Here is a 24,156-nt window from a genome sequence, read left to right on the forward strand (position 1 = left end):
TACGTCCTGCGAGACAAACCCCTTCGCAGTGTGACGCCGCGCATAGGGCCTAAATCACTTACGACCCGGGGTAGTGGAATCCCCAATCCCGTGTGACCTGGGATTTGACTATTCGGGATGCAATATTCCCGGACCTGGTTCCACTAACCCGGATCGTACGTCACACCTTTGCCGGGGCAATTTCCGGCCGCTAAGAATGGCTCACGTCGCTCGGCGCCGTGGTCAGGAACTCGGCGTTCGCCGCCGCTCTAGGCCCGTGCGATGTCCCCCATCGGAAGGTCTGTCCTGCCATGCCCAAGCACGCCAATTCTGGTCTCAACCGCCTCACCCGGACGCACAAGCTCTCCGTCGCCGGTGTCGCTGCTGCCGGTGCCGCCGCTCTGGTCTTCGCCGTCGTACCGGGTGCGGACGCCGAGCAGGGCAAGACGCAGGCCGCCGCCGTCGAGAACCTGAAGCCGGTCACCTTCAGCGCCGTCGACACCGCCGCGAAGACCCAGCAGACCACCATCGCCAAGCAGGCCGCCGACCAGGCTGCCAAGGGCAAGGCCGAGGCCGCCGCCAAGCTGGCCGCGGCGAAGAAGGCCGCTGCGAAGAAGGCCGCCGCCGAGAAGGCCGCCAAGGCGAAGGCGGCCGCCGCGGCGAAGGCGAAGGCCGAGAAGGCGCGCAAGGCGAAGCTGGCCGCGAGCCGGTCCGCCGTCCGCACCGCGATCCCCGCCGCCGCACCCAAGCCGGCGCCGAAGACCTACGCGAACAACCTGGACGGCTGGATCCGCGAGTCGCTGGACGTGATGGCCAAGAAGGGCATCCCCGGCTCGTACAACGGCATCTACCGCAACATCATCCGGGAGTCCTCCGGCAACCCGATGGCGATCAACCTCTGGGACATCAACGCCCAGAACGGCATCCCGTCCAAGGGCCTGCTCCAGGTGATCGACCCGACCTTCAAGGCGTACCACGTCGAGGGCACCTCCTGGAACATCTACGACCCGGTCGCCAACATCACCGCCGCCTGCAACTACGCGGCCGACAAGTACGGCTCGATGGACAACGTCAACTCGGCCTACTGAGCCGCCGGTTCACACCGTCCGCGCAGCGCGCACACACCGCCGAGGGGCGGCACCCGCAGTCGGGTGCCGCCCCTCGGGCGTTGCTGCAACAAGGCGCGCGCTACTTGCGCATGACCTCCGGCTCGTGGCGGCGCAGGAGCCGGGCGACGGCGAAGGCGAGTCCGACGCCCAGGCTGATCAGGATGATCATGTCCATCACGTAGACGCCGGTCTGGTGCTTCCACAGGGGGTCGGGGTTGCCCGGCTCCCACGGCAGCAGCGTGTTCATGTCGGCGGTCGCACCCAGCGCGGCCACCGCCCAGCGCGACGGCATCAGCCAGGCCACCTGGGCGACGCCGATGGTGTCGAAGAGCTGGAAGAGCACGCCGGTGAAGACCACCTGGACGATGGCGAACATGACCAGCAGCGGCATGGTCTTCTCAGCGGTCTTGACCAGCGAGGAGATGATCAGGCCGAACATCATCGAGGTGAAGCCCAGCGCGATGATCGCCAGCGCCATCTCGAAGGCCGGGGCCTGGGCGATGATCAGGCCCTCGGCGGGCATCTTCCGGGTCGAGAAACCGATCGCCGCGATGATCACGCCCTGGATGGCCGTGACCACCCCGAGCACGATCACCTTGGACATCAGATACGCCGACCGCGACAGGCCGGTGGCCCGTTCGCGCTCGTAGATGACCCGCTCCTTGATCAGCTCACGGACGGAGTTGGCCGCGCCCGAGAAGCACATCCCGACCGCGAGGATCAGCGAGATCGTGCTCGCATCGCGGTTGGTGCGGCCCTTCGCCAGCGGCCCGTACGCCAGGCCGTAGTCGCTGGGGATCAGCATCGAGACCACACCGAGCACCGCCGGCAGGATCAGCATCAGGCCGAGGAAGCCGCGGTCGGAGGCGAGCACCGAGACATAGCGCCGCATCAGCGTCCACAGCTGCGAGCCCCAGCTCTGGGACTTCTGCATCCGGGCCGGCGGCGGCTGGATCTCCACCGACTGCGGGGCGACCGCATCGATGTCCGCGGCGTACATCTGGTAGTGCGGGGAACCGCGCCAGCGGCCCATCCAGTCGTAGTCGCGGTAGTTCTCGAAGGCCGAGAAGACGTCCGCCCAGGTGTCGTACTGGAAGAAGTTGAGCGCTTCCGCCGGCGGGCCGAAGTAGGCCACGCCACCGCCCGGGGCCATCACCAGCAGCTTGTCGCACAGGCCGAGTTCGGCGACGGAGTGGGTGACGACCAGGACGGTGCGGCCGTCGTCGGCCAGGCCGCGCAGCAGCTGCATGACATCGCGGTCCATGCCCGGGTCGAGGCCGGAGGTCGGCTCGTCCAGGAAGATCAGCGACGGCTTGGTCAGCAGCTCCAGGGCCACCGAGACGCGCTTGCGCTGGCCGCCGGAGAGCGAGGTGACCTTCTTGTCCTTGTGGACGTCGAGCTTGAGCTCGCGCAGCACCTCGTCGATCCGGGCCTCGCGTTCGGACTCCGCGGTGTCACCGGGGAAGCGGAGCTTGGCGGCGTACTTGAGGGCCTTCTGGACGGTCAGCTCCTTGTGCAGGATGTCGTCCTGCGGGACCAGACCGATGCGCTGGCGCAGCTCGGCGAACTGCTTGTAGAGGTTCCGGTTGTCGTAGAGGACATCGCCCTGGTTGGCGGGGCGGTAGCCGGTGAGCGCCTTGAGCAGCGTCGACTTGCCGGAGCCGGACGGGCCGATGACCGCGATCAACGACTTCTCGGGGACGCCGAAGGAGACGTCCTTGAGGATCTGCTTGCCGCCGTCGACGGTGACCGTGAGGTGGCGGGCCGAGAAGGAGACCTCGCCGGTGTCGACGAACTCCTCCAGCCGGTCGCCGACCAGCCGGAAGGTGGAGTGGCCGACGCCGATGATGTCGTTCGGGCCGATCAGCGCCGTACCGGACTTGGCGACCGGCTGGCCGTTGACGTAGGTGCCGTTGTGGCTGCCCAGGTCGCGTATCTCGAAGCGGCCGTCGGGGGTGGCCCGGAACTCGGCGTGATGGCGGGAGACCTGGAGGTCGGAGACGACCAGTTCGTTCTCCAGCGCACGGCCGATCCGCATCACACGGCCCATGTCGAGGCGGTGGAAGGTGGTCGGGCTGCGGTCCCCGGCCGGTGCACCCGCCGCCTTCTGCGCCGGGCGCTCCTGGGGCTGCCTGGCCTGCTGCGGGGGCACCGCCTGCTGTGGGGGTACGGCCTGCTGGGGCGGGACGTACGGCGGCTGCTGGCCCTGCGGCGGTGCCTGCCAGCCCTGCTGGGCAGGCGGCTGCTGCTGCACGGGCGGCTGGTGTGCCGGGGGCGCCTGGTGTGCCGGGGGCGCCTGCCAGCCCTGTGCGGCCTGCTGCTGCGGCGCCATGGCGGCGGCCGCGGCGGAGAGGGTGATCCGGGGGCCGTCGGTGGCATTGCCCAGATGCACGGTCGAGCCGGGGCCGATCTCCATCTGATGGATCCGCTGGCCCTGGACGTAGGTGCCGTTGGTGCTGCCCTGGTCTTCGATGATCCAGTTGCGGCCGGCCCAGCGCACGGTGGCGTGGCGCCAGGAGACTCTGGCGTCGTCGAGCACCATGTCGCCCTGCGGATCACGCCCCACGTTGTAGGACCGGGACGGGTCGAGCGTCCAGGTCCTGCCGTTCAATTCGAGTACGAGTTCAGGCACTCCATGCCCCATTACATAGTCCCCCGAGTGACGCCCTGTATGGGAAGTCTAGGGATGGCGAACATCGTGAGGAACTATTTCAGGCTCGGCCCGTGGACCGGAAACCGGGACGGGACTGGGGTGCAGACGGCTCTCGCGCGGGCCGCCAAACTCGCCCGGAGCGCGGGAAGAACCCATGGATGGGCAGGGATCACCGGATTCCGGGTGTACCGGACGCCCCGGCCCCCGAAGAGGTCCGCAGGGGACACCGGAGACGCCGTGCGCGCCCACCCAGGAGGCCGCATGATGGGGTAAAGCGGACAAAAGAATGACCTGCATCGCGGTCTGCCGCGGTTGCGCTCCGTGAGCGCTCCGGTGCGCCCGAACGCGCCACAGCGGCAGGGGCGTTGGCGTTCCGGCGGACCGGGCCCGGCCTGCGGCTCGCGATCCTCCGGACACGACTCCATAACGATCAACGGGGGTGTCCGGGGCCGGGGGCGACGGGGTGCGGGCGGGCGGCGCCGGCGCGGCACCCGGTCCGAACCCCGGACACCCGTACGGCCACAGCCGCCCGGCGGATACCGTAAGGGCACCATGAGCGCATCGCAGATCCCGCCTGCCACCGCCGTACCGGGCGATGACGTACCGACCCTTCTCGTGAAGATCTTCGGGAAGGACCGGCCCGGCATCACCGCAGGTCTCTTCGACACCCTCGCCGCCTACTCCGTCGATGTCGTGGACATCGAACAGGTGGTGACCCGGGGGCGCATCACGCTGTGCGCCCTGGTCACCACCCCCTCCCCCGGCCAGGGCACCACCGGCTCCTCCGAGGGCGACCTGCGGGCCACTGTGCACAGCTGGGCCGAGTCGCTGAACCTCCAGGCGGAGATCATCTCCGGCCGGGGTGACAACCGTCCGCGCGGCACCGGCCGTTCGCACGTCACCGTGCTCGGGCACCCGCTCACCGCGGAGTCGACCGCCGCGATCGCCGCCGCCATAACGGCCACCGGCGGCAACATCGACCGTATCTTCCGGCTCGCCAAGTATCCGGTGACCGCCGTCGAGTTCGCGGTCTCCGGCGCCGCCACCGGGGCGCTGCGCACCGCGCTCGCCCTGGAGGCCGCGCAGCTGGGCGTGGATGTCGCGGTGGTCGCGGCCGGACTGCACCGCCGGGCGCAGCGGCTGGTGGTGATGGATGTCGACTCGACGCTGATCCAGGACGAGGTCATCGAGCTGTTCGCGGCGCACGCCGGCTGTGAGGCCGAGGTCGCCGGGGTGACCGCCGCCGCGATGCGCGGTGAGCTGGACTTCGAGCAGTCGCTGCACGCCCGGGTCGAGCTGCTCGCCGGGCTCGACGAGTCGGTGGTCGAGGCCGTGCGCAAGGAGGTACGGCTCACCCCCGGGGCGCGCACGCTGGTACGGACCCTCAAGCGGCTCGGCTATCAAGTCGGCGTCGTCTCAGGGGGTTTCACTCAGGTCACCGATGCGCTCCAGGAGGAGCTGGGGCTGGACTTCGCCTCCGCCAACACCCTGGAGATCGTCGACGGCAAGCTCACCGGACGGGTCACCGGCGCCGTCGTGGACCGGGCCGGCAAGGCCAGGCTGCTGCGGGAGTTCGCACAGCAGGCCGGGGTGCCGCTCGACCAGACCGTGGCGATCGGCGACGGGGCCAACGACCTCGACATGCTCAACACGGCCGGCCTCGGGGTGGCCTTCAACGCCAAGCCGATGGTGCGGGAGGCGGCGCACACCGCGGTGAACGTGCCGTTCCTGGACACCGTGCTGTATCTGCTGGGCATCACCCGGGAAGAGGTCGAGGCGGCAAACACCCACGCCGAGTGAGCCGGCCCCCGGACCCGGGCGGGCGGAGGGGGCATCGCCTCGGCCGGGCGGGCGGAGGGGGCATCGCCTCGGGCGCGCGGGCGGACGGGCGGAGGGGCGCATCGCCTCGGGCGGACGGGCGCAGGGGCGCATCGGGCGCGGGAGAGACGCAGGCGAGGCGCAGGTAAGGCGCAGGAGAGAGGCAGAAGAAGGGCCCCGGTGGTGTGCCGGGGCCCTTCTTTGTGGTGCGGACGGCGCCGGCCAGCAGGCGGCCGGGGACCGGTGTGCCGACGGTGCGGGGCGCCGGAGGCCGGGGGTGTCCGGGGGTACCGGGGGTGTCCGGCGGAGGCCAGGTGGGCCGGCGGCGCGGACGGCCGCATGCCCGATGCCGGTGGTCGGCGACCGGTGGCTGTGGCCTGTGACCGGTGACCCGACGTCTGGGCCTCCCGGCTTCCTGGGCTGTGCCCGATGATCGCCTGCTGGCGGAGGCTCAGCCCTGCGGCGTCCAGTACGCGACCAGCCGGCCGACGCCGTGCTCGACCGACTTCCAGGACCCGTTGAAGGCGACCACGGCCAGCGCAGCGGTCGGGAAGCCGCTGCGGTTCATCCGGGGCAGCAGATCGCCCTCGGCCTCACCCGACAGGGCGTCCGCGAGGGCGTGCACACCGGGGTTGTGCCCGACCAGCATCAGGTCGTTCACCTCGTCGGAGGTCTCGTTCAGCAGCGCGATGAGCTCCCCGAGAGACGCCTCGTAGATGCGCTCCTCATAGACCGTCTTGGGTCGCTGGGGGAGCTCATGGACGGCGAGCTTCCAGGTCTCTCGGGTACGCACGGAGGTCGAGCACAGGGTCAGCTCGGGGGTGATCCCGGTCCCGGCGAGCCAGCGGCCGGCGACCGGGGCATCCTTGCGGCCGCGATCGGCGAGCGGACGCTCATGGTCACTGGTCTCCGACCATTCGGCCTTCGCATGTCGGAGGAGGACAATCCGGCGGGGTGTATCGACGCTCATGCGTCCCAGCTTCGCACGAAAGACGGCGCGGGGCGCGGGGTGTTGAAGCGCTCCCTCCGCAGGGTGACGGCCCAGGCGGGCGCTACCGGGGCGGCACTCAGGCACCTATCCGGACGATCCTGGCAAGCAGCTCCAGCAGCGGTGCCAGGGCCTGCGGGACGCTGGTCGCGCTCGCCTCGGCGGGGCTCGCCACCAGCGCCAGCAGGGCTATGAACGAGGCGACCGGCAGCGCCAGCGCCCACCACGGCAGGCGCCCCCGCAGGCCCTGCGGCCGCAGGCGGCGGGCCTTGGCTGCGGGTGACCGGCTGAACGCGGCGGACATAGGGATCGCCTCCGTGGCGCATCGAAGGGCTGCGCGGCCGCGGGTTGCGGCGCACCCACCGCGCTGTGCGGTGTGCTTCGAAGCTACGGATCACCGGCGGCCGTTCCTACCCGGGAAGCCACCCACTTACCCCTGAGCCCCGCCCCCTAGGGGACCGGGGGCTCTCCCCACCCCGCGGTCACCCGCGAGGGCGCTGTCCGCGCCCGGCGGGGCCCGTCCCCCGCCGGCTCACGGCGCGGCGATGCTGGCCACGATCGCGACGACGACGGTCACACCGAGCATGAGGCCCAGTACGAGGAGCAGCTTCTTCTGACCGCCCTGCGGATTCGGTTCGAGCACTGGCATGCGCCCAGTGTCCCACTCACCTCTCGTCCTCGATGCGGCGGTCCCGCCCGGCCAGCATCCCCACCGCGATCTGCGGCACCATCAGCGCTGCCATCAGGGCGATCGGCAGCCCCCAGCCGCCGGAGTGCTGGTAGAGCGTGCCGACCAGCAGCGGCCCGGGGATGGAGATCAGATAGCCGACGCTCTGCACGAAGGCCGAGAGCTTGACGACCCCCGCGGAGCTGGTCGAACGCATCCCGATCATGGTCAGCGCCAGCGGGAAGGCGCAGTTGGAGATGCCCATCAGCACCACCCAGGCCCAGGCCCCGGCGGCCGGCGCCAGCCACAGCCCGGCGTAACCGGCCAGACCGCACAGGCCCAGCAGCACCACGAGCGGACCCTGATGCCGCATCCGGGAAGCCAGCGGCGGCAGCACGAAGGACAGCGGGACGCCCATCACCATGGTGACCGCCAGCAGCACGCCGGCGGTGCCCGCCGAGACCCCGGCGTCGCGGAAGATCTGCGGCATCCAGCCCATCGTGATGTACGCGGCGGTGGCCTGAAGACCGAAGAAGACGGCCAGTGCCCAGGCGGTGGGCGACGAGGCGATCCGTACGGACGAGCCGGCGGGGCCCGCGGGCGCCCCCGGGGCCGGTGCGGTGGCCGCCCCGCGCCGCCGTGCCACCACGAGCCAGGGCAGTACGGCGGCCACGGCGAGCGCCGCCCACACAGCCAGGCCGGTGCGCCAACTGCCGCCCAGCGCCCCGGTCATGGGGACGGTGATGGCCGCGGCGAGGGAGGTGCCCAGGGCCAGCGCCATCGAGTAGAGCCCGGTCATCGGGCCCACCCGGTCGGGGAACCAGCTCTTGATCACGACCGGCATCAGCACGTTGCTGACCGCGATGCCGGCCAGCGCGAGCGCACTGCCGGCGAGGAAGCCGCCGGTGCCGCCGGCGTACGGGCGCAACGCGACGCCGACCGCGATCGCGGCCATCCCCGTGCAGACCACCGCGCCGGGCCCCCAGCGCCTGGCCAGCCTGGGCGCCGCGATACCGAAGGCGGCGAAGCACAGCGGCGGCACGGAGGTCAGCAGCCCGGCGAGGGTGCCGCTCATGCCGAGGCCGTCGCGGACCTCCTCCAGGAGCGCGCCGAGGCTGGTGATGGCGGGGCGGAGGTTGAGCGCCGCCAGCACCAGGCCCGCCATGACGATCCTGGGCAGCCAGCGGTCGAGCGGACCGGCTGCCGGGTGGCCGCCGGTAGCTTCCCGGGAGCCCGGCTGCGGTGTGGGGCCGGCGGCAGGAGGGGCGGTGGAGGTCGTCCGGGGCCCGGCCCCGGAGCCGAGGGTCGCGAGATCGTCGTCTGCCATGCCGACCATCATAGAATCATGGGATGATTGCCTGTCCAATCCATATCGGTAGCCTCTGCTGACGCGCCGCGGCGCCGGAGGGCCCGCAGCCTGCCGGACGCCCGCACGACCACCGTCCGCCCACTCCTGCCCCCGGAGCGCAGCCATGCCTCTGACCTCGCCCCGCCGCTCCGCCCTCGCCGACCAGGTGATCGCGCAGCTGCGCGCCCAGATCACCTCCGGCGAGTGGCCGGTGGGATCCCGTATCCCGACCGAGCCGGAGCTCGTCGAGCAGCTGGGGGTGGCACGTAACACCGTCCGCGAGGCGGTTCGCGCGCTGGCCCACAACGGGCTGCTGGACATCCGCCAGGGCTCGGGCACGTACGTGGTGGCCACCAGCGAGCTGGCCGGGGTGATGAACCGCCGGTTCGCGGCCGCCGACCCCGGGCACGTCGCCGAGCTGCGCAGCGCCCTGGAGGCGGCCGCCGCCCGGCTCGCCGCGCGCCGCCGCACCGAGGCGGACCTGCGGCAGATCGACGCGCTGCTGGAGCGGCGCGAGGCGGCGTGGGAGTCCGGTGCGGCCGAGGCCTTCGTGGAGGCGGACGCCACCTTGCACATGGCGGTCGTGGCGGCCTCGCACAACGAGGTGCTGGCCGAGATCTACGCCGACCTCGGCGGCGTGCTGCGTGACTTCCTGCGGGCCGACGTCGGCGAGGAACTGCGGCCCGAGGCCCACATGGACCACTCCCGCCTGGTGGAGGCGATCCGCGCGGGCGACGGCGACCGGGCCGCGGCCGAGGCGAGCACCCACCCCTTCGGCTGCCGGGCGGGCGTACCGGGGCCCTAGGGAGTCGGCCCTGGGGAGCCCTACGGGGTGGTCGAACAGGTCCCGTAGGGGATGCGCGCGCCCCCTGCGGGGCCACAACAGGACGGGGCGGGGCGGGTATTCCCGCGGGGCGGCACGGGTATTCCCGTGGGGCAGCGCGGGCATTCCACGGCGCGAACTTCCCCGATGCGGGTGCTTCCCGGGGCGGGGCTTCCCCCTGCGGCGCAGGTTCCCCGTCGTCCAACGCCTACTGCCCGCCCCGGCGACCGGGACGGGCAGTACGGAACGGAAGAAGACCGGGGCGTCAGGCGCCCATCATGTGCACACCGCCGTCGACGTGCACGATCTCGCCGGTCGTCCGCGGGAAGAAGTCGGACAGCATGCCGACCACACCGCGGCCGGCCGGCTCCGGGTCGGCCAGGTCCCAGCCGATCGGGGCGCGGTGGTTCCACACGTCCGCCAGCTCCTCGAAGCCGGGGATGGACTTGGCGGCCATCGACTTGATCGGGCCGGCCGAGACCAGGTTGCAGCGGATGCCCTTGGGGCCCAGATCGCGCGCCAGGTAGCGGTTGGTGCCCTCCAGCGCCGCCTTGGCCACGCCCATCCAGTCGTACTTCGGCCAGGCGATCTGCGCGTCGAAGGTGAGGCCGACGACCGCGCCGCCGTGCTCCATCAGCGGCAGGCAGGCCATCGTCAGCGACTTGTAGGAGTACGCCGAGACCTGCACCGCGGTGCTCACGTCCTCCCAGCTCGCCTCCAGGAAGTTGAAGGCGCCCTGCGGGCCGAAGGCGATGGAGTGCACGATGCCGTCGAGGCGGGCGCCCTCGCCCTGGTGCTCACGGATCTTGTCGGCCAGGCCGTCCAGGTGCTCCTGGTTGGTGACGTCCAGCTCGATCACCGGGGCTTCCTTGGGGAGCCGCTTGGCGATCCGCTCGACGAGGGAGAGCCGGCCGAAGCCGGTGAGGATGACCTCGGCGCCCTCGTTCTGGGCGACCTTGGCGGCCTGGAACGCGATCGACGACTCGGTCAGAACACCCGTGACCAGGATGCGCTTGCCTGCAAGGATTCCACTCATGCTGATCAGTGACCCATGCCCAATCCGCCGTCGACAGGAATGACGGCTCCGGTGATGTACGCGGCCTCGTCGGAGGCCAGGAAGCGGACCGAGGAGGCGATCTCCTCGGGCTGCGCATACCGCGCGAGCGGCACCTGCTTGACGATGTTGTCCCGCTGCTCGTCGCTGAGCACCCGGGTCATGTCGGTGTCGACGAAGCCCGGCGCGACGACGTTGACGGTGATGTTGCGGCTGCCCAGCTCGCGGGCGAGCGAGCGGGCGAAGCCCACCAGGCCGGCCTTGGAGGCGGCGTAGTTCGCCTGACCGGCGGCGCCCATCAGGCCCACGACGGACGAGATCAGCACGATGCGTCCCTTACGGGCCCGCAGCATCGCCCGGTTGGCGCGCTTGACCACCCGGAAGGTGCCGGTCAGGTTGGTCTCCAGGACCGAGGTGAAGTCCTCCTCGGACATCCGCATCAGCAGCTGGTCACGGGTGACGCCGGCGTTGGCCACCAGCACCTCGACCGGACCGTGCTTCTCCTCGATCTCCTTGTACGCCTGCTCGACCTGCTCGTTGTCCGTGATGTCGCACTTCACGGCCAAAAACCCCGCGGGCGGCTCGCCCGAGCGGTAGGTGATGGCGACCTTGTCGCCTGCCTCGGCGAAGGTACGGGCAATGGCGAGGCCGATGCCACGGTTACCTCCGGTGACCAGAACCGAGCGGCTCAAGAGATCACCCTTTCCGTTTCCTGTCCGTCCTGCGTTCGATACGAAACTATCGGTCACGGGCGCCTTAAGTGGAATCGAGCACGGACAGGCGCGCGCCCCGGTCACTGTCGGGTCCCCACAGAACCCGGCGCCGACGCGCCGTCCCGCGCGCCGCTGTGCGCTGGGCCCACGGGCGCGCCGCACGGCATGATGCAGGCGCCGACCACGGGAGGACGCCTTGCCTGCTGCACCTCATGCCCATGCCCTCGACGAATCGTTCCTGGCGTTGCCGCTGCACGCGCTGGCCGATGCCGCGCTGGCCCGCGCCCGCGCGCTGGGCGCCGAGCACGCAGACTTCCGCCTGGAGCGGATCCGCAACGCCTCCTGGCGGCTGCGGGACGCGCGGACTGCCGGGACCTCGGACACCACCGATCTGGGCTACGCGGTCCGGGTGGTGCACGGCGGGGCCTGGGGCTTCGCGTCCGGGGTGGATCTGACCATGGACGCGGCGGCGCGGGTGGCCGCGCAGGCGGTGGCGATGGCGAAGCTGTCGGCGAAGGTCATCCAGGCCGCGGGCTCCGACGAGAGGGTGGAACTGGCCGACGAGCCCGCCCATCCGGACCGCACCTGGGTCTCCGCGTACGAGATCAACCCGTTCGACGTACCGGACGCCGACAAGACGGGGCTGCTGGCGGAGTGGAGTTCACGCCTGCTGGCCGCCGAGGGCGTGGCCCATGCGGACGCCACGCTGATGACCGTCCAGGAGAACAAGTTCTACGCGGACACCGCGGGCACCAGCACCACCCAGCAGCGCATCCGGCTGCACCCCCAGCTCACCGCGGTCGCGGTGGACCCGGCCAGCGGCGACTTCGACTCGATGCGCACCCTCGCGCCGCCGGTGGGGCGCGGCTGGGAGTACCTGACCGGGCGTCACTGGGACTGGGACGACGAACTGGCCCGCATCCCGGAACACCTCGCCGAGAAGATGCGTGCACCGGGCGTCGAGGCCGGCACGTACGACCTGGTGGTGGACCCCTCCAACCTGTGGCTGACGATCCACGAGTCGATCGGGCACGCCACCGAACTGGACCGGGCGCTGGGCTACGAGGCGGCGTACGCGGGAACCTCGTTCGCCACCTTCGACCAGCTCGGGAAGCTGACGTACGGCTCCGAGATCATGAATGTCACCGGCGACCGGACCGCCGAGCACGGCCTCGCCACGATCGGCTACGACGACGAGGGGGTGGCCGCGCAGTCCTGGGACCTGGTCAAGGACGGCACCCTGGTCGGCTACCAACTCGACCGCAGAATCGCCAGGCTCACCGGCTTCGCCCGCTCCAACGGCTGCGCCTACGCGGACTCGCCGAGCCATGTGCCGGTCCAGCGGATGGCGAACGTCTCCCTCCAGCCGGCCCCGGACGGGCCGTCCACCGAGGAGCTGATCTCGGGGGTGGACCGGGGCATCTATGTCGTCGGTGACCGCTCCTGGTCGATCGATATGCAGCGGTACAACTTCCAGTTCACCGGTCAGCGCTTCTTCCGGATCGAGAAGGGCCGCCTGGCCGGCCAGCTGCGCGACGTCGCCTACCAGGCGACCACCACCGACTTCTGGGGCTCGATGGCAGCGGTCGGAGGACCGCAGACGTACGTCCTCGGCGGGGCCTTCAACTGCGGAAAGGCCCAGCCAGGACAGATCGCGGCGGTGTCCCACGGCTGCCCCTCAGCGCTGTTCCGGAACGTCAACATCCTGAACACCACGACCGAGTCGGGCCGTGACTGAGGTGGCGCCCCGTCGGTCCCGAAGTCTGCACCAGGTCGACACGGGATCGCAGCGAACCACCTAGGCCACGTCGTCCCAGTCCTCAACGTCTCCCTCACCGGGGGTCAGCTGAGGCGGGACGATGAGCCCCTTGAAGGGGGACAACTTCAGCCCGAGGCGGTTGTTCATGGTTCGGGCACCTCGGTCCATCGCCCGCCGCACGAGGTGCCCGTAGACCAGGGAGGGGTGGCGGTCGTTCAGCCTGGGAGACTCGAAGAACCAGCCGCGGTCTCCCCAGGTACCGAACGCATCGATGTGGTCGTTGAAGATCTCGTTGATCGATTCGGGTACCGGTGTCTGGCGCGCCTGATCAAAGTTGCGGTGCTGTGTGCCCCTCTTCACGCACTCAAGAGGCAACCTGTTATGCCGATAAGTGTGCTGCCGACGAGCAGCAGGATGCTCGTACTCGGTAGCGCTACGGCGATGCAACCAAGCCGCGCCAGCGGCGGCGCCATGGACCCGGACGCAGCTCCGAGCGCCGGGGCTTCTGGGTCCCGCCTTCGGCGAAACTCAGCGTGTGGGGGCGCCTTTTCCTGCTTCGACTTAGGCTGCCCGGATCACCGGTAAGTTTGAGTCGGGCTGTCCCCCGTCCTTCCACGACGGGGGACAGCCCGTGACGGACACCCCCTTGAGGGGCCGGCCGCCTACCGGAAGGCCGTCAGGTCAGGGGCTGCGCTGCGTGACCAGACCTGTGCGCGAGTACCGCAGCAGGACCCGTCACTCTGCCCCGGCCGATCGGGCACAGGCCGGTTACACCGGCGGGAAGCAGGGCACCAGGGAGCCGGTCGCCTGGACCGTGGAGCCCCCGACGGTGGCAACCGCCGTGTAGCTGCTGGCGCTGACCTGCAGGAGGGACAAGCCGGCGTTGTTGAGGGTGGCGACGCCACTGGCGTTGGTCACCGCGGTGCCCACCGGCAGGCCGGAGACGTAGAAGGTGACCGGGACTCCCGCTTGCGCCGGCGTGAGGGTGGCCGTGAACGTCGCCACGAACAGGTGCGGAATCGGGAAGGGCAGGTTGAACCGCCAGCAGGCGGGCGACGCACTCAGCGGACCTGTTGGCGCACCGACGGTGATGGTGAGGGGCTTGGAGACGACACCGGTGCACGAGCACGCGGTGCCCGCCGCGGTGACAGTGGCGGTGACCGTGGCGGACCCGGCGGTGTTGAAGGTCAGCGATCCGGTCGCGACACCGACCGCATTGGTGGTGACGGTCACCGGGGCCGCACCACCGTTGAAGGTCACCGACGCACCCGAGACCGGCAGACCGTTGCAGGTCACCACAGCGGACACGGAAGTCGGCTGCCCCACGATCACCGGCCCGGCCACCGGCTGGACCACCACCGAGCAGGACGGCTGCGGAGTGACGGTGATGGTGAGGGGCGCGGAGACGACACCGGTGCACGAGCACCCGGTGCCCGCCGCGGTGACAGTGGCGGTGACCGTGGCGGACCCGGCGGTGTTGAAGGTCAGCGATCCGGTCGCGACACCGACCGCATTGGTGGTGACGGTCACCGGGGCCGCACCACCGTTGAAGGTCACCGACGCACCCGAGACCGGCAGACCGTTGCAGGTCACCACAGCGGACACGGAAGTCGGCTGCCCCACGACCACCGGCCCGGCCACCGGCTGGACCACCACCTGGCAGGTGGACAGGGGCGGCACGGTGACAGTGTTCGTGTCCAGTGTGACGGCGGCGCCGAGAGCCAGCAGCCGGCCGTCCACGATGGCCCCCGTCGTGGCGGTGATCGAGGTGTTGGCGAGGATGCTGCCCCTCAGGGTGGAGCCGGCGCCGAGTGTCGCGGAGCTGCCGACCTGCCAGAAGACGTTGCTGGACTGCGCGAGGCCGGTGAGGTTGACGTTGCCGGTGGCTCCCGTGATGAGCGTGGTGGTCGTCTTGAAGATGAAGACGGCGTTGGGGTTGCCCTGAGCGTCCAGCGTCAGCGTCCCGTTGAGGGTGAACGTGCCGGAGAGGGAGTTGTACACGCCGGGGGTCAGGGTGGTCCCGCCGAGTTCCGTCGCGACAGTGGCCGTGACCGGCTGCACAAGTGCGTTGCCGTACCCGATGAGCAGGTCGGCCTGGGCCTGCGCCGCGGCAGCGTCGTTCACGTGGATGGTTCCGGTGACCGTTCCGGGAGGGTTGAACCCGGTCACCGCACCGGCGGGGCTCACTCCGAGGTCGCCGGTGACCACGGTGGGGCCGGTGTTGGTGACCGCCGTGTTGGCGAGCACGCCGAAGGTGGCGGCGGTGCCCAGAGGTACAAGTGTTGCCATTGTGGGTTTCCTTTCCATCCAAGGTTTCCGGGGCAGCCCTGATGCCGCCCTGGAACTGTGGGAGAGCGGCGCGCTTGCACCGCTGCGACCGGCGCCTTGGGCACGGGGGGAGCTGTGCCATCTGCTGCGCGCCGGGATGAACATGAAGGCTTCGAGCGAGCGTGGTGCGCGCACTCGTCACAGCTGCCTGACCAGCATGTTCAGGCGTCGGCAAGCCTTGCCGCGTGTCCGGGGACACCGCACGGGGGACTCCCCTGCGGCGGGCGCCGTGGGGCTCCGCCCTCAAGGTCTGATGGAGAACGGGGGCGCCTGGGAAACGGCGGAGTTGTCGCCCGCATCAGCCGCTTGGGTGCTCCAGCGGTCCCGGGAGCCCGGGTGAGAGGATCCCCTTACAGGTACGGCCGGATTCAGCGGAGCCGGCAGCGTGAGTTGATTTCCACTCACCACGGCTCAAAGCAGTTGATGCCTTCTCGGCTGAAATACCTTGCCCATGTCGAGCCCTCGCCCTCTAGGTCTGCGTCGATCCAGGTCGGGGCTCTCAAGGACTGACCAGCAGTCAGCCAACAGACTGGTAGGGACAACTGACCAGCCGTCCGAGGAGCGCCCATCAGCAGTGCCACTGACCGTTACCGGCCAACCGGCACAACATGAGTCCCCGAGAGGGATGGGCGGCCTCCGGGCTCACTATCACCATTAAGTCGTCACCGGCTGGCCCTGGATAGAGGCACGACTCCGATACCACCCGAATGGCCCAGCGCTTATCACGAGTAACACACTGAGTTGATCTGTCGGAGGGTGATCAGGGGGCAGGCAGCGGCCTACGACCCGGATACCGGACCTCCGCTCCCTCCTCGGCAGCAGCGATGCGCTCCGTTCCCACAGCTCATCTGACACGACTCATGGCGACGCCCCCGTGGCCTGGCCAGCGCCGGGGCTGCATGCCGGCCCAAGTCCCTGGGGGTCTGTCCGACCGACCGGACGGGCCCCCAGGAATGTTCGTCAGGGTGTCGCGCGCCTCAGCGGGGCGCCGGGTGAGGGGGCGGTGCCTCTCGTGTTGACGCTGTAGTTCTCGGGCGACAGAGGGTGGGTGGTCTTCCGACCCTCGCGGCCGTCGGCGAGCTGTCCCGCCCGGGTTCCCCGCTCGCTCGATAAGCTCTCGTCCCAGGTCGACGCCTCCAACGGTGGCGAGGCACCACCGGCGCAGGCCGCGGCCGTTGCGCACGGCGGCTCGTCCGCCCTGTCCGGGGGCGTGAACATCGTGAACACGACGCAGGAGGCCGGTCGATGAGCAGGCGTACGTCCCGTGGCACCGCGCCGCACGAGATCGTCGAGCGGGCCCTGGAGCTCTCCCGCGCCGACGGCTGTGTGGTCATCGCCGATGAGCACTCCAGCGCCAATCTGCGCTGGGCGGGCAATGCGCTCACCACCAATGGGGTCACCCGCGGCCGGACCCTCACGGTCGTGGCGACCGTGGACGGCCGCGAGGGCACCGCGTCCGGTGTGGTCTCGCGCTCGGCGGTGACCGCGGCGGAACTGGAGCCGCTGGTGCGGGCCGCGGAGGCGGCCGCCCGGGACGCCGGGCCGGCCGAGGACGCCCAGCCGCTGGTCGGCGGTGAGCAGGTGTCCGCCGACTTCACCGAGGCGCCCGCCGAAACCTCCTCGGACGTCTTCGCCGCCTTCGCGCCGGCCCTCGGCGAGTCCTTCCGGCAGGCCCGCTCCGGCGGCCGGGAGCTGTACGGCTTCGCCCACCACGACGTCGTCTCGTCGTATCTGGGCACCTCGGCCGGGCTGCGGCTGCGGCACGACCAGCCCACCGGGACGCTTGAGCTGAACGCGAAGGCCGCGGGGGCGAGCGGCGGCGTGCCCCGCTCGGCCTGGGCCGGCCGCGCGACCCGCGACTTCACCGACGTCGATCCGCGGGAGCTGGACGCCGAGCTGGGCCGCCGGCTGGGCTGGGCCGAGCGGCGGGTCGAGCTGCCCGCCGGGCGCTACGAGACGCTGCTGCCGCCGACCGCCGTCGCCGATCTGCTGGTCTACCAGATGTGGTCGTCCGGGGGCCGGGACGCCGCGGAGGGCCGTACGGTCTTCTCCAGGCCGGCCGAGGGCGACGGGGAGCCCGCGGACCGGCCCGGGGCGGGCACCCGGGTGGGCGAGCGGCTCACCGAGCTGCCGCTGACGCTGCGCAGCGACCCGGGGGCGGCCGGTCTGGAGTGCGCGCCGTTCGTGCTGGCGCACTCCTCCGGGGACGATGCGTCGGTCTTCGACAACGGGCTGCCGCTGACGGCCACCGACTGGGTGCGTGAGGGTGTGCTGAACCGGCTGCTGACCACCCGGCACAGCGCGGAGCTGACCGGCCTCCCGGTGGCGCCCGGGATCGACAACCTCCTTCTGGAGGGCGGCGGTTCGCGTTCGCTGGAGGAGATGGTGGCCGACAGCGGGCACGAGGGTCCCGCGCTGCTGCTGACCTGTCTGTGGTACATCCGCGAGGTCGACCCGGCGACGCTGCTGCTGACCGGGCTGACCCGGGACGGCGTCTATCTGGTCGAGAACGGCGAGGTGGTCGGCGAGGTCAACAACTTCCGGTTCAACGAGTCGCCGGTGGATCTGCTGTCCCGGGCGGTGGAGGCGGGCCGTACGGAGCGGACCCTGCCGCGCGAGTGGGGCGACTACTTCACCCGGGCGGCGATGCCGGCGCTGCGCATCCCGGACTTCAACATGAGCTCGGTGAGCCAGGGGGTGTAGGCCCGCCGGCCCGGCTCCGGAGCCGCCGCTCCGGGGCCCGCGCACGGAAACCCATGCGTGGGCGCCGGTGCAATGGCAATAGACTTCTTTCCTGTCCTCCGGGACTCCCTGTCCTCCCTCACGGGAACCACGATCGATCAGGAACGCCATGACACGCCTCGGCGAATCCGTCGCCCGCGCCAGTACGCTGCTCTCCGCCGACCTCTCCTCGGACGCCATCGTCCAGGAGCTGCTCGAGGAGACCGGTGCGCGGCGCTCTCTCGACCTGACGGACCTGCCCGCCAAGGAGCAGGCCGAGCTGATCGCCGCCCGTACGGTCGAGGTGCTGCCGGGTGTGGAGCAGCTGGCCGAGCGGATCGAGGAGCGCCGGGCGGCCGGCAAGGGTCTGCACATCAAGCTGGGCATCGACCCGACGGCGACGGATGTGCACCTGGGGCATGCGGTGCCGCTGATCGTGCTGAGCCGGTTCCAGCGGCTGGGCCATGACGTCACGCTGATCATCGGCGACTTCACCGCCAAGATCGGCGACCCGTCGGGCCGTACGGCCGAGCGTCCGCCGCTGACCGACGAGGACATCGCGCACAACCTCGCCACGTACCGCGAACAGGTGCGTCCCTTCTTCGACTTCGAGAAGGTCAGCTTCCGCCAGAACAGCGAGTGGCTGGCGCCGTACACCTTCCCCGAGCTGCTGTCGCTGCTCGCCCAGGTGCCGGCGTCGCAGCTGCTCCAGCGCGAGGACTTCCGCAACCGGCTCGCGGCCGGCTCCGGTCTGACGATGACCGAGCTGCTGTACCCCGTCGCGCAGGGCCTGGACTCGGTGGCGCTGGAGTGCGATGTGGAGCTGGGCGGCTCGGACCAGCTGCTCAACCTTCAGATGGGCCGCAAGCTGATGGAGCTGCGCGGGCAGCGGCCGCAGCTGGTGGTGACCATGCCGCTGATCGAGGGCACGGACGGCACGGGCGCCAAGATGTCCAAGTCCAAGGGCAATTACGTCGGTCTGAGCGCGCCCGCCGACGATGTCTTCGGCAAGATCATGTCGGTGCCGGACCGGCTGATGGAGCCGTACCTGAAGGCATGGACGGAGTGGACGGACGAGGAGATCGCGCTCGCCCTGGGCCGGGTCGCCGACCGTTCGCTGCACCCGATGGACCTCAAGAAGATCCTCGCCGGCGAGGTCGTGACCGCGCTGTACGGCCTGGAGGCGGCGATGGCGGCGCGGGCCGGTTTCGTCGCGCAGTTCTCCAAGAAGTCGTTCTCCGATGTGGAGTCGCTGCCGTCCGTCGAGGTCGCCGAGCACGGCGCGGAGACGGTGGCGGCGGTGCTGACCAAGGTGCTGGAGTTCACCCCGAGCGCTTCGGCGGCGCGGCGGCTGGCCAAGCAGAATGCGCTGCGGCTGGTCGTGGAGGGCGAGGGCGGTCAGCAGACCGTGGTGCTCGCGGAGGCCGATGCGATCCGCCCGCTGGCCGAGGTGCTGGCCGAGAAGCTGGCGGACACCGCCGGGGTCGCCTACCTGAAGGCCGGGCGGAAGCTGGCCCAGCTCCAGGGCCGCTGAGAAGGCAGTCGTACGCCGGGCGGCCGGTGCGCCTCCGTGCGCACCGGCCGTCGTCGTTTCCCCGCCTCAGGTTGCGTGTCCCCTGCGGCCGCGCATGGCGACCCACAGGCGGTCGCCGAAGGCGACGATGAGGACCGCGCCGGCCAGTTGCAGCAGGTGCCGGCCCCAGTCGATGCCCTCGGTCTCGTTGATCCCCATGCCGGTGGCCGCCCAGTTGCCGAGGACGCTGCCCAGCATGCCGAAGATCACGGTCAGCCAGAGCGGGATCTTCTGCTTACCCGGAATGATGGCCTTCGCGATCAGGCCCAGCACCAGGCCCACGATGATGGCCCACAACCACGACATGTCGCCTCCTCTTGCGGCGCGAGGCACGTGGGGTCCGCACGTGCGGGTCGCCACGCCAGTGTCGCTCCGCATCGGCTACGGCGCACGCCGGACGGGTGCGTACGCGAACTGTCCCGGCGGCCCCGGGCGTACGGGGGCAGGACCCGGTCTCGAAGGCGGCGCAGGTGCGGCGTACCGTGGTATCCGACCGGAAACCGGGGAGAATCCGGCGGGACCGAGCAGGTGGTGGAACGTGATGCGGAAGCAGCGCAGCACCCAGGCCTTCCGGATCACGGGGGCCCGTCAGGGGCTGTCCGAGGATGTGCGGGGGCGGCAGCGGCGCTATGTGATCTCGATGGCGGTGCGCACGGTGGCCGTGGTGCTGACCGTCGTGCTGTGGAACGTCGAGCGTCCGGTTGCCATTGCGACGCTGGTACTGGGCATGGCGCTGCCGTACATTGCGGTGGTGATCGCCAACGCGGGCCGGGAGAACGTCCCTTCACTGCCGAAGACGTTCGTCGCGGGACCGACCAGGCCGATGCTGACGCCGGGAGCCCCCGAGGGTCCTGCGGAATCCGTTCCGGAGCGTCCTGCGGCGGACTCCTCCGCACCGCATCACGACGCCCGCTGATCACCATTCGGTCTGCAAAGCTCAAGAAAAGCTCAGATCAATCATGGAGTTCCGGTGCACTACGCGCCATCCCCCGTGACATACTGCGTACGCGCTCCGCATCCCCCGTCGGAGCGACGGACCGACGCCGGGCGGCTCCCCCCGTGGCTGCCCGGCGTCGCCATGTCCGCTCGCGGGCGGCAGCCCCGGAGGCCGGGGCCGCAGGACGTAGGGTTGAGGCCGTGAACTCCCCTGATCTTCCCGACTCCGCCGCCGGCGACGACAGCGCCGTCATCTGCTCCGCCAAGGGCTGCCGGGCAGCCGCCGTATGGGTGCTGGCCTGGAACAACCCGAAGCTGCACACGCCGGACCGCCGTAAGACCTGGCTGGCCTGTGAGGAGCACCGGGAGCATCTGTCCCAGTTCCTGGGCGTGCGCGGCTTTCTGAAGGACGTCGTGACGCTTCAGGAGTGGGAGGACGCGGCCGCCGGGCGCTGAGTCGGGCGGTCAGCCGCCGATCGCGGACATCGGGCGGTCGGGCTGGTGGAAGGACGGGTCGTCCAGACCGGAGCCCGCCTTCTTGCCCCACATCGCGCCCTTCCACAGGCGCGCGATCTCTTCGTCGGGGGCGTCGGAGCGCAGGGCCGTGCGCAGATCCGTCTCCTCGGTGGCGAACAGGCACGTACGGACCTGGCCGTCGGCGGTCAGCCGCGTGCGGTCGCAGGCGCGGCAGAACGGGCGGGTGACCGAGGCGATCACGCCTACGCGGTGCGGGCCGCCGTCGACGACCCAGCGCTCGGCCGGCGCGGAGCCGCGCTCGTCCTGGCCCTCGGGGGTGAGCGCGAAGCGGGTGCGCAGCGAGGTGAGGATGTCGCCGGCGGTGATCATGCCCTCGCGCTTCCAGCCGTGCTGGGCGTCGAGCGGCATCTGCTCGATGAAGCGGAGTTCGTAGTCGTGGGCGATGGCCCAGGCGAGCAGGTCGGGGGCCTCGTCGTCATTGAGGCCGGGCATCAGGACGGTGTTGACCTTGACCGGGGTCAGACCGGCCGCGCGGGCCGCCTCCAGGCCGTGGAGCACATCGTCGTGCCGCTTGCGGCGGGTGAGGGCCTGGAAGACCTCGGGCCGGAGGGTGTCGAGGGAGACGTTGACGCGGTCGAGTCCGGCGTCACGCAGCGCCGTGGCCGTGCGCTGGAGGCCTATGCCGTTGGTCGTCAGCGACATCTGGGGGCGTGGGGTGAGGGCGGCGACCCGCTCGACGATGCCGACCAGGCCGGGGCGGAGCAGCGGCTCACCGCCGGTGAAGCGGACCTCTTCGATCCCCAGGTCGCGCACGGCGATGGTGATCAGCCGGACGATCTCGTCGTCGGTGAGCAGATCGGGCTTGGCGAGCCACTGCAGCCCCTCTTCCGGCATGCAGTACGTGCACCGCAGATTGCAGCGGTCGGTGAGCGAAACTCGCAGGTCAGTGGCCACGCGACCATAAGTGTCGATGAGCACGAGGCCCCCTCCCCGACGGTGGTGGATCAGTACGTCTTCGAGCCTACGCGATGGGTGTGACAGTGAGGAGAGATAAGAAGCACGAGGTGGGCGGGGCGGTGTCGTAGCTCTCTACGACGCCACCCCGCCCGTGGGGCTGTAGGGACGGCTCAGTGGGCGCCGGTCCCGGTCAGCGACCGGACCTCCAGTTCGGCGTACTTCCTGACGTCCGGCTCCTCCTTGGACAGCAGCGATCCCAGCCAGCCGAGCAGGAAGCCCAGCGGGATGGAGATCAGGCCGGGGTTCTCCAGCGGGAAGAAGCCGAAGTCCGCACCGGGGAACATCGAGGTCTCCTTGCCGGAGACGACCGGGGAGAAGAGCACCAGCAGGACGGACGAGGCGAGGCCGCCGTAGATGGACCACAGGGCGCCCTGGGTGGTGAAGCGTTTCCAGAACAGGCTGTAGAGGATCGTCGGGAGGTTGGCGGAGGCGGCGACCGCGAAGGCGAGCGCCACCAGGCCGGCGACGTTCAGCCCGCGGGCGAAGACGCCCAGCACGATGGCGACCGCGCCGATCCCCACGGTCGCCCAGCGGGCCGCGCCGATCTCCTCCTTCTCGGTGGCCTCGCCCTTGCGCAGGACGTTGACGTAGATGTCGTGGGCGAAGGACGAGGACGAGGCGAGGGTGAGGCCGGCGACCACGGCGAGGATGGTGGCGAAGGCGACCGCGGAGATGAGGGCGAGCAGGACGGCGCCGCCGGTGGATCCGGCGCCGCCGCCGATGACCTCGGCGAGCTGCGGGGCGGCGGTGTTGCCCGGCTTCTCGATGTCCGCGGGCTTGATCAGGGCCGCGGCTCCGAAGCCGAGCGCGATGGTCATCAGGTAGAAGGCGCCGATGATGGCGATCGCCCAGTTCACCGATTTCCGGGCGGCCTTGGCGGTGGGGACGGTGTAGAAGCGGATGAGGATGTGCGGCAGTCCCGCGGTTCCCAGGACGAGGGCGAGGCCCAGCGAGATGAAGTCGATCTTCGAGGTGGGGGTGGCGCCGTACTTGAGGCCGGGCTCCAGGAAGGCGGCGCCCTTGCCGCTGTTCTCGGCGGCGGCGCCGAGCAGGCTGGAGAGGTTGAAGTGGAACTTGAGCGCCACCAGGAACGTGATCAGCAGGGTGCCGGCGATCAGCAGCACCGCCTTGACCATCTGCACCCAGGTGGTGCCCTTCATCCCGCCGATGGTGACGTAGAGGATCATCACGACGCCGACGAGGACGACGACGAGGATCTTGCCGGCCTCGCTGGTGATGCCCAGCAGCAGGGTGACCAGCGCGCCGGCGCCCGCCATCTGGGCCAGCAGGTAGAAGATCGAGACGATGATGGTGGAGGTGCCCGCGGCGGTACGGACCGGGCGCTGGCGCATCCGGTAGGCGAGGACGTCGCCCATGGTGAACCGGCCGGAGTTGCGCAGCGGTTCGGCGACCAGCAGCAGCGCGACGAGCCAGGCGACGAGGAAGCCGATGGAGTAGAGGAAGCCGTCGTAGCCGAAGAGCGCGATGGCGCCGGCGATGCCCAGGAAGGACGCGGCGGACATGTAGTCGCCGGAGATGGCCAGGCCGTTCTGGAAGCCGCTGAACTGCCGGCCGCCGGCGTAGAAGTCCTCCGCGCCCTTGGTCTGCCGGCCGGCCCAGACCGTCATCGCGAGGGTGGCGGCGACGAAGGCCGCGAAGAGGGTGATGATCAGGGCGCGGTGCTCCCCCGCGCCGCCGGCCGCGAGCGGGAGCGCGAGTGCCTGGTGCGGGTGTGTCATGCGTCGCCCTCCAGACGGGACTTGATGTCCGCGGCCCGGGGGTCGAGCTTGGCGGCGGCGTGCCGGGAGTACCACCAGGCGATCAGGAAGGTCGTCACGAACTGGGCGACGCCGAGCACAAAGGCGACATTGACCTGGCCGGCGACCTTGGTGGCCATGAAGCCGCCGGCGTAGCTCGACAGCAGCACATACCCGAGGTACCAGACGATGAAGGCGAGGGTCAGCGGGAAGGCGAACGAGCGGTGTGCGCGGCGGAGTTCATCGAATTCCACGCTCGACTGCACCTGGAGGTAGTCGGGCGGTTCGTGCGTCCCCGGGTCGGTGGTCGGTGCGGCGCTCACGGAGTCTCCTGACGCGAGGGGGCTGGTGCCGGAGCCGGGCGTAAGGCCCGGGTAAGTGACGTGGATCACGCATCGTAGAGGCCATGCCCAGCGATGCGACAGGGGGCGGTTGG

At 70.6% G+C, this 24,156-nt stretch carries 21 protein-coding genes; 8 read left to right on the forward strand and 13 right to left on the reverse strand.

Annotated elements, in window-relative coordinates; all coding sequences use genetic code 11:
• Positions 1 to 290: 290 nt before the first annotated feature.
• Positions 291 to 1,067, forward strand: a complete 777-nt coding sequence (locus ACZ55A_RS00085; RefSeq protein ID WP_468830695.1) for a transglycosylase SLT domain-containing protein — start codon at positions 291 to 293, stop codon at positions 1,065 to 1,067.
• Positions 1,068 to 1,167: 100 nt separating this feature from the next.
• Here the strand turns inward: ACZ55A_RS00085 and ACZ55A_RS00090 are convergent, their stop codons facing one another.
• Positions 1,168 to 3,732 (reverse strand): ABC transporter ATP-binding protein/permease, encoded by a 2,565-nt coding sequence (locus ACZ55A_RS00090; protein ID WP_468830697.1) that lies wholly within the window; start codon positions 3,730 to 3,732, stop codon positions 1,168 to 1,170.
• Positions 3,733 to 4,293: 561 nt separating this feature from the next.
• Here ACZ55A_RS00090 and serB point away from each other — a divergent pair.
• Positions 4,294 to 5,541 (forward strand): phosphoserine phosphatase SerB, encoded by a 1,248-nt coding sequence (gene serB, locus ACZ55A_RS00095; protein WP_468830700.1) that lies wholly within the window; start codon positions 4,294 to 4,296, stop codon positions 5,539 to 5,541.
• A 469-nt stretch (positions 5,542 to 6,010) separates the two neighbouring features.
• Here the strand turns inward: serB and ACZ55A_RS00100 are convergent, their stop codons facing one another.
• The 4 genes from ACZ55A_RS00100 to ACZ55A_RS00115 form a co-directional block, all read right to left on the reverse strand.
• Positions 6,011 to 6,529, reverse strand: a complete 519-nt coding sequence (locus tag ACZ55A_RS00100; RefSeq protein WP_468830703.1) for a SixA phosphatase family protein — start codon at positions 6,527 to 6,529, stop codon at positions 6,011 to 6,013.
• Positions 6,530 to 6,626: 97 nt separating this feature from the next.
• Entirely contained in the window at positions 6,627 to 6,851 is a 225-nt protein-coding gene (locus ACZ55A_RS00105; protein WP_468830706.1) for a hypothetical protein, read from the reverse strand.
• Between the two features lie 228 nt (positions 6,852 to 7,079).
• Positions 7,080 to 7,196, reverse strand: coding sequence for an SGM_5486 family transporter-associated protein (locus ACZ55A_RS00110; RefSeq protein WP_393501117.1), 117 nt, complete (start codon positions 7,194 to 7,196; stop codon positions 7,080 to 7,082).
• Positions 7,197 to 7,212: 16 nt separating this feature from the next.
• The gene (locus ACZ55A_RS00115) at positions 7,213 to 8,541 is read right to left on the reverse strand and encodes a CynX/NimT family MFS transporter (RefSeq protein WP_468830709.1); all 1,329 of its coding nucleotides are present in this window, start codon (positions 8,539 to 8,541) and stop codon (positions 7,213 to 7,215) included.
• Positions 8,542 to 8,686: 145 nt separating this feature from the next.
• Here ACZ55A_RS00115 and ACZ55A_RS00120 point away from each other — a divergent pair, with 145 nt between their 5' ends.
• Positions 8,687 to 9,367, forward strand: a complete 681-nt coding sequence (locus ACZ55A_RS00120; RefSeq protein ID WP_468830712.1) for a FadR/GntR family transcriptional regulator — start codon at positions 8,687 to 8,689, stop codon at positions 9,365 to 9,367.
• A 283-nt stretch (positions 9,368 to 9,650) separates the two neighbouring features.
• Here the strand turns inward: ACZ55A_RS00120 and fabI are convergent, their stop codons facing one another.
• Both fabI and fabG read right to left on the reverse strand, forming a co-directional pair.
• Positions 9,651 to 10,421 carry an enoyl-ACP reductase FabI gene (fabI, locus tag ACZ55A_RS00125; RefSeq protein ID WP_468830715.1) on the reverse strand — a complete coding sequence of 257 codons (771 nt, stop codon included), beginning with the start codon at positions 10,419 to 10,421 and terminating at the stop codon, positions 9,651 to 9,653.
• A gap of 5 nt (positions 10,422 to 10,426) precedes the next feature.
• On the reverse strand, positions 10,427 to 11,131 hold the full coding sequence (gene fabG / locus ACZ55A_RS00130; protein WP_468830718.1) for a 3-oxoacyl-[acyl-carrier-protein] reductase: 705 nt from the start codon (positions 11,129 to 11,131) through the stop codon (positions 10,427 to 10,429).
• A gap of 217 nt (positions 11,132 to 11,348) precedes the next feature.
• On the opposite strand from fabG, the gene ACZ55A_RS00135 reads away from it, so the two are divergent.
• Entirely contained in the window at positions 11,349 to 12,890 is a 1,542-nt protein-coding gene (locus ACZ55A_RS00135) for a TldD/PmbA family protein (RefSeq protein ID WP_468830721.1), read from the forward strand.
• Between the two features lie 60 nt (positions 12,891 to 12,950).
• Here ACZ55A_RS00135 and ACZ55A_RS00140 read toward each other — a convergent pair whose 3' ends face one another.
• Together ACZ55A_RS00140 and ACZ55A_RS00145 are read right to left on the reverse strand one after the other, a co-directional pair.
• The gene (locus ACZ55A_RS00140; protein ID WP_468830724.1) at positions 12,951 to 13,271 is read right to left on the reverse strand and encodes a hypothetical protein; all 321 of its coding nucleotides are present in this window, start codon (positions 13,269 to 13,271) and stop codon (positions 12,951 to 12,953) included.
• Positions 13,272 to 13,679: 408 nt separating this feature from the next.
• Complete coding sequence (locus ACZ55A_RS00145; protein ID WP_468830727.1) at positions 13,680 to 15,200, reverse strand: ice-binding family protein; 1,521 nt, start codon at positions 15,198 to 15,200, stop codon at positions 13,680 to 13,682.
• Between the two features lie 1,284 nt (positions 15,201 to 16,484).
• On the opposite strand from ACZ55A_RS00145, the gene ACZ55A_RS00150 reads away from it, so the two are divergent.
• On the forward strand, positions 16,485 to 17,942 hold the full coding sequence (locus ACZ55A_RS00150; RefSeq protein ID WP_468830730.1) for a metallopeptidase TldD-related protein: 1,458 nt from the start codon (positions 16,485 to 16,487) through the stop codon (positions 17,940 to 17,942).
• A gap of 148 nt (positions 17,943 to 18,090) precedes the next feature.
• A complete protein-coding gene (gene tyrS / locus ACZ55A_RS00155; protein WP_468830733.1) occupies positions 18,091 to 19,494 on the forward strand; it encodes a tyrosine--tRNA ligase in 1,404 nt (467 codons plus the stop codon).
• A gap of 66 nt (positions 19,495 to 19,560) precedes the next feature.
• Here the strand turns inward: tyrS and ACZ55A_RS00160 are convergent, their stop codons facing one another.
• On the reverse strand, positions 19,561 to 19,839 hold the full coding sequence (locus ACZ55A_RS00160) for a GlsB/YeaQ/YmgE family stress response membrane protein (protein WP_468830736.1): 279 nt from the start codon (positions 19,837 to 19,839) through the stop codon (positions 19,561 to 19,563).
• A 235-nt stretch (positions 19,840 to 20,074) separates the two neighbouring features.
• On the opposite strand from ACZ55A_RS00160, the gene ACZ55A_RS00165 reads away from it, so the two are divergent.
• Both ACZ55A_RS00165 and ACZ55A_RS00170 read left to right on the forward strand, forming a co-directional pair.
• Positions 20,075 to 20,449: a DUF3099 domain-containing protein gene (locus tag ACZ55A_RS00165; RefSeq protein WP_468830739.1), complete on the forward strand. Its 375-nt coding sequence runs from the start codon at positions 20,075 to 20,077 to the stop codon at positions 20,447 to 20,449.
• 221 nt (positions 20,450 to 20,670) lie between these two features.
• Positions 20,671 to 20,925, forward strand: coding sequence for a hypothetical protein (locus tag ACZ55A_RS00170; protein WP_468830741.1), 255 nt, complete (start codon positions 20,671 to 20,673; stop codon positions 20,923 to 20,925).
• A gap of 9 nt (positions 20,926 to 20,934) precedes the next feature.
• Here the strand turns inward: ACZ55A_RS00170 and moaA are convergent, their stop codons facing one another.
• From moaA to ACZ55A_RS00185, 3 genes are all read right to left on the reverse strand, one after another.
• Positions 20,935 to 21,924, reverse strand: a complete 990-nt coding sequence (gene moaA, locus ACZ55A_RS00175; protein ID WP_468830744.1) for a GTP 3',8-cyclase MoaA — start codon at positions 21,922 to 21,924, stop codon at positions 20,935 to 20,937.
• Positions 21,925 to 22,073: 149 nt separating this feature from the next.
• The gene (locus ACZ55A_RS00180) at positions 22,074 to 23,702 is read right to left on the reverse strand and encodes a solute symporter family protein (RefSeq protein WP_468830747.1); all 1,629 of its coding nucleotides are present in this window, start codon (positions 23,700 to 23,702) and stop codon (positions 22,074 to 22,076) included.
• Positions 23,699 to 24,043 carry a DUF485 domain-containing protein gene (locus ACZ55A_RS00185; RefSeq protein ID WP_468830750.1) on the reverse strand — a complete coding sequence of 115 codons (345 nt, stop codon included), beginning with the start codon at positions 24,041 to 24,043 and terminating at the stop codon, positions 23,699 to 23,701. The genes ACZ55A_RS00180 and ACZ55A_RS00185 overlap by 4 nt, the downstream gene beginning before the upstream one ends.
• Positions 24,044 to 24,156 lie beyond the last annotated feature (113 nt).

The organism is Streptomyces sp. NPDC034111, from assembly GCF_055575375.1.

Coding starts and splice junctions, on each gene's coding strand:
- ACZ55A_RS00085 (WP_468830695.1), top strand. CDS start 291: ATGCCCAAGCACGCCAATTCTGGTCTCAACCGCCTCACCCGGACGCAC.
- ACZ55A_RS00090 (WP_468830697.1), bottom strand. CDS start 3,732: ATGGGGCATGGAGTGCCTGAACTCGTACTCGAATTGAACGGCAGGACC.
- serB (WP_468830700.1), top strand. CDS start 4,294: ATGAGCGCATCGCAGATCCCGCCTGCCACCGCCGTACCGGGCGATGAC.
- ACZ55A_RS00100 (WP_468830703.1), bottom strand. CDS start 6,529: ATGAGCGTCGATACACCCCGCCGGATTGTCCTCCTCCGACATGCGAAG.
- ACZ55A_RS00105 (WP_468830706.1), bottom strand. CDS start 6,851: ATGTCCGCCGCGTTCAGCCGGTCACCCGCAGCCAAGGCCCGCCGCCTG.
- ACZ55A_RS00110 (WP_393501117.1), bottom strand. CDS start 7,196: ATGCCAGTGCTCGAACCGAATCCGCAGGGCGGTCAGAAGAAGCTGCTC.
- ACZ55A_RS00115 (WP_468830709.1), bottom strand. CDS start 8,541: ATGGCAGACGACGATCTCGCGACCCTCGGCTCCGGGGCCGGGCCCCGG.
- ACZ55A_RS00120 (WP_468830712.1), top strand. CDS start 8,687: ATGCCTCTGACCTCGCCCCGCCGCTCCGCCCTCGCCGACCAGGTGATC.
- fabI (WP_468830715.1), bottom strand. CDS start 10,421: ATGAGTGGAATCCTTGCAGGCAAGCGCATCCTGGTCACGGGTGTTCTG.
- ACZ55A_RS00145 (WP_468830727.1), bottom strand. CDS start 15,200: ATGGCAACACTTGTACCTCTGGGCACCGCCGCCACCTTCGGCGTGCTC.
- ACZ55A_RS00150 (WP_468830730.1), top strand. CDS start 16,485: ATGAGCAGGCGTACGTCCCGTGGCACCGCGCCGCACGAGATCGTCGAG.
- tyrS (WP_468830733.1), top strand. CDS start 18,091: ATGACACGCCTCGGCGAATCCGTCGCCCGCGCCAGTACGCTGCTCTCC.
- ACZ55A_RS00160 (WP_468830736.1), bottom strand. CDS start 19,839: ATGTCGTGGTTGTGGGCCATCATCGTGGGCCTGGTGCTGGGCCTGATC.
- ACZ55A_RS00165 (WP_468830739.1), top strand. CDS start 20,075: ATGCGGAAGCAGCGCAGCACCCAGGCCTTCCGGATCACGGGGGCCCGT.
- ACZ55A_RS00180 (WP_468830747.1), bottom strand. CDS start 23,702: ATGACACACCCGCACCAGGCACTCGCGCTCCCGCTCGCGGCCGGCGGC.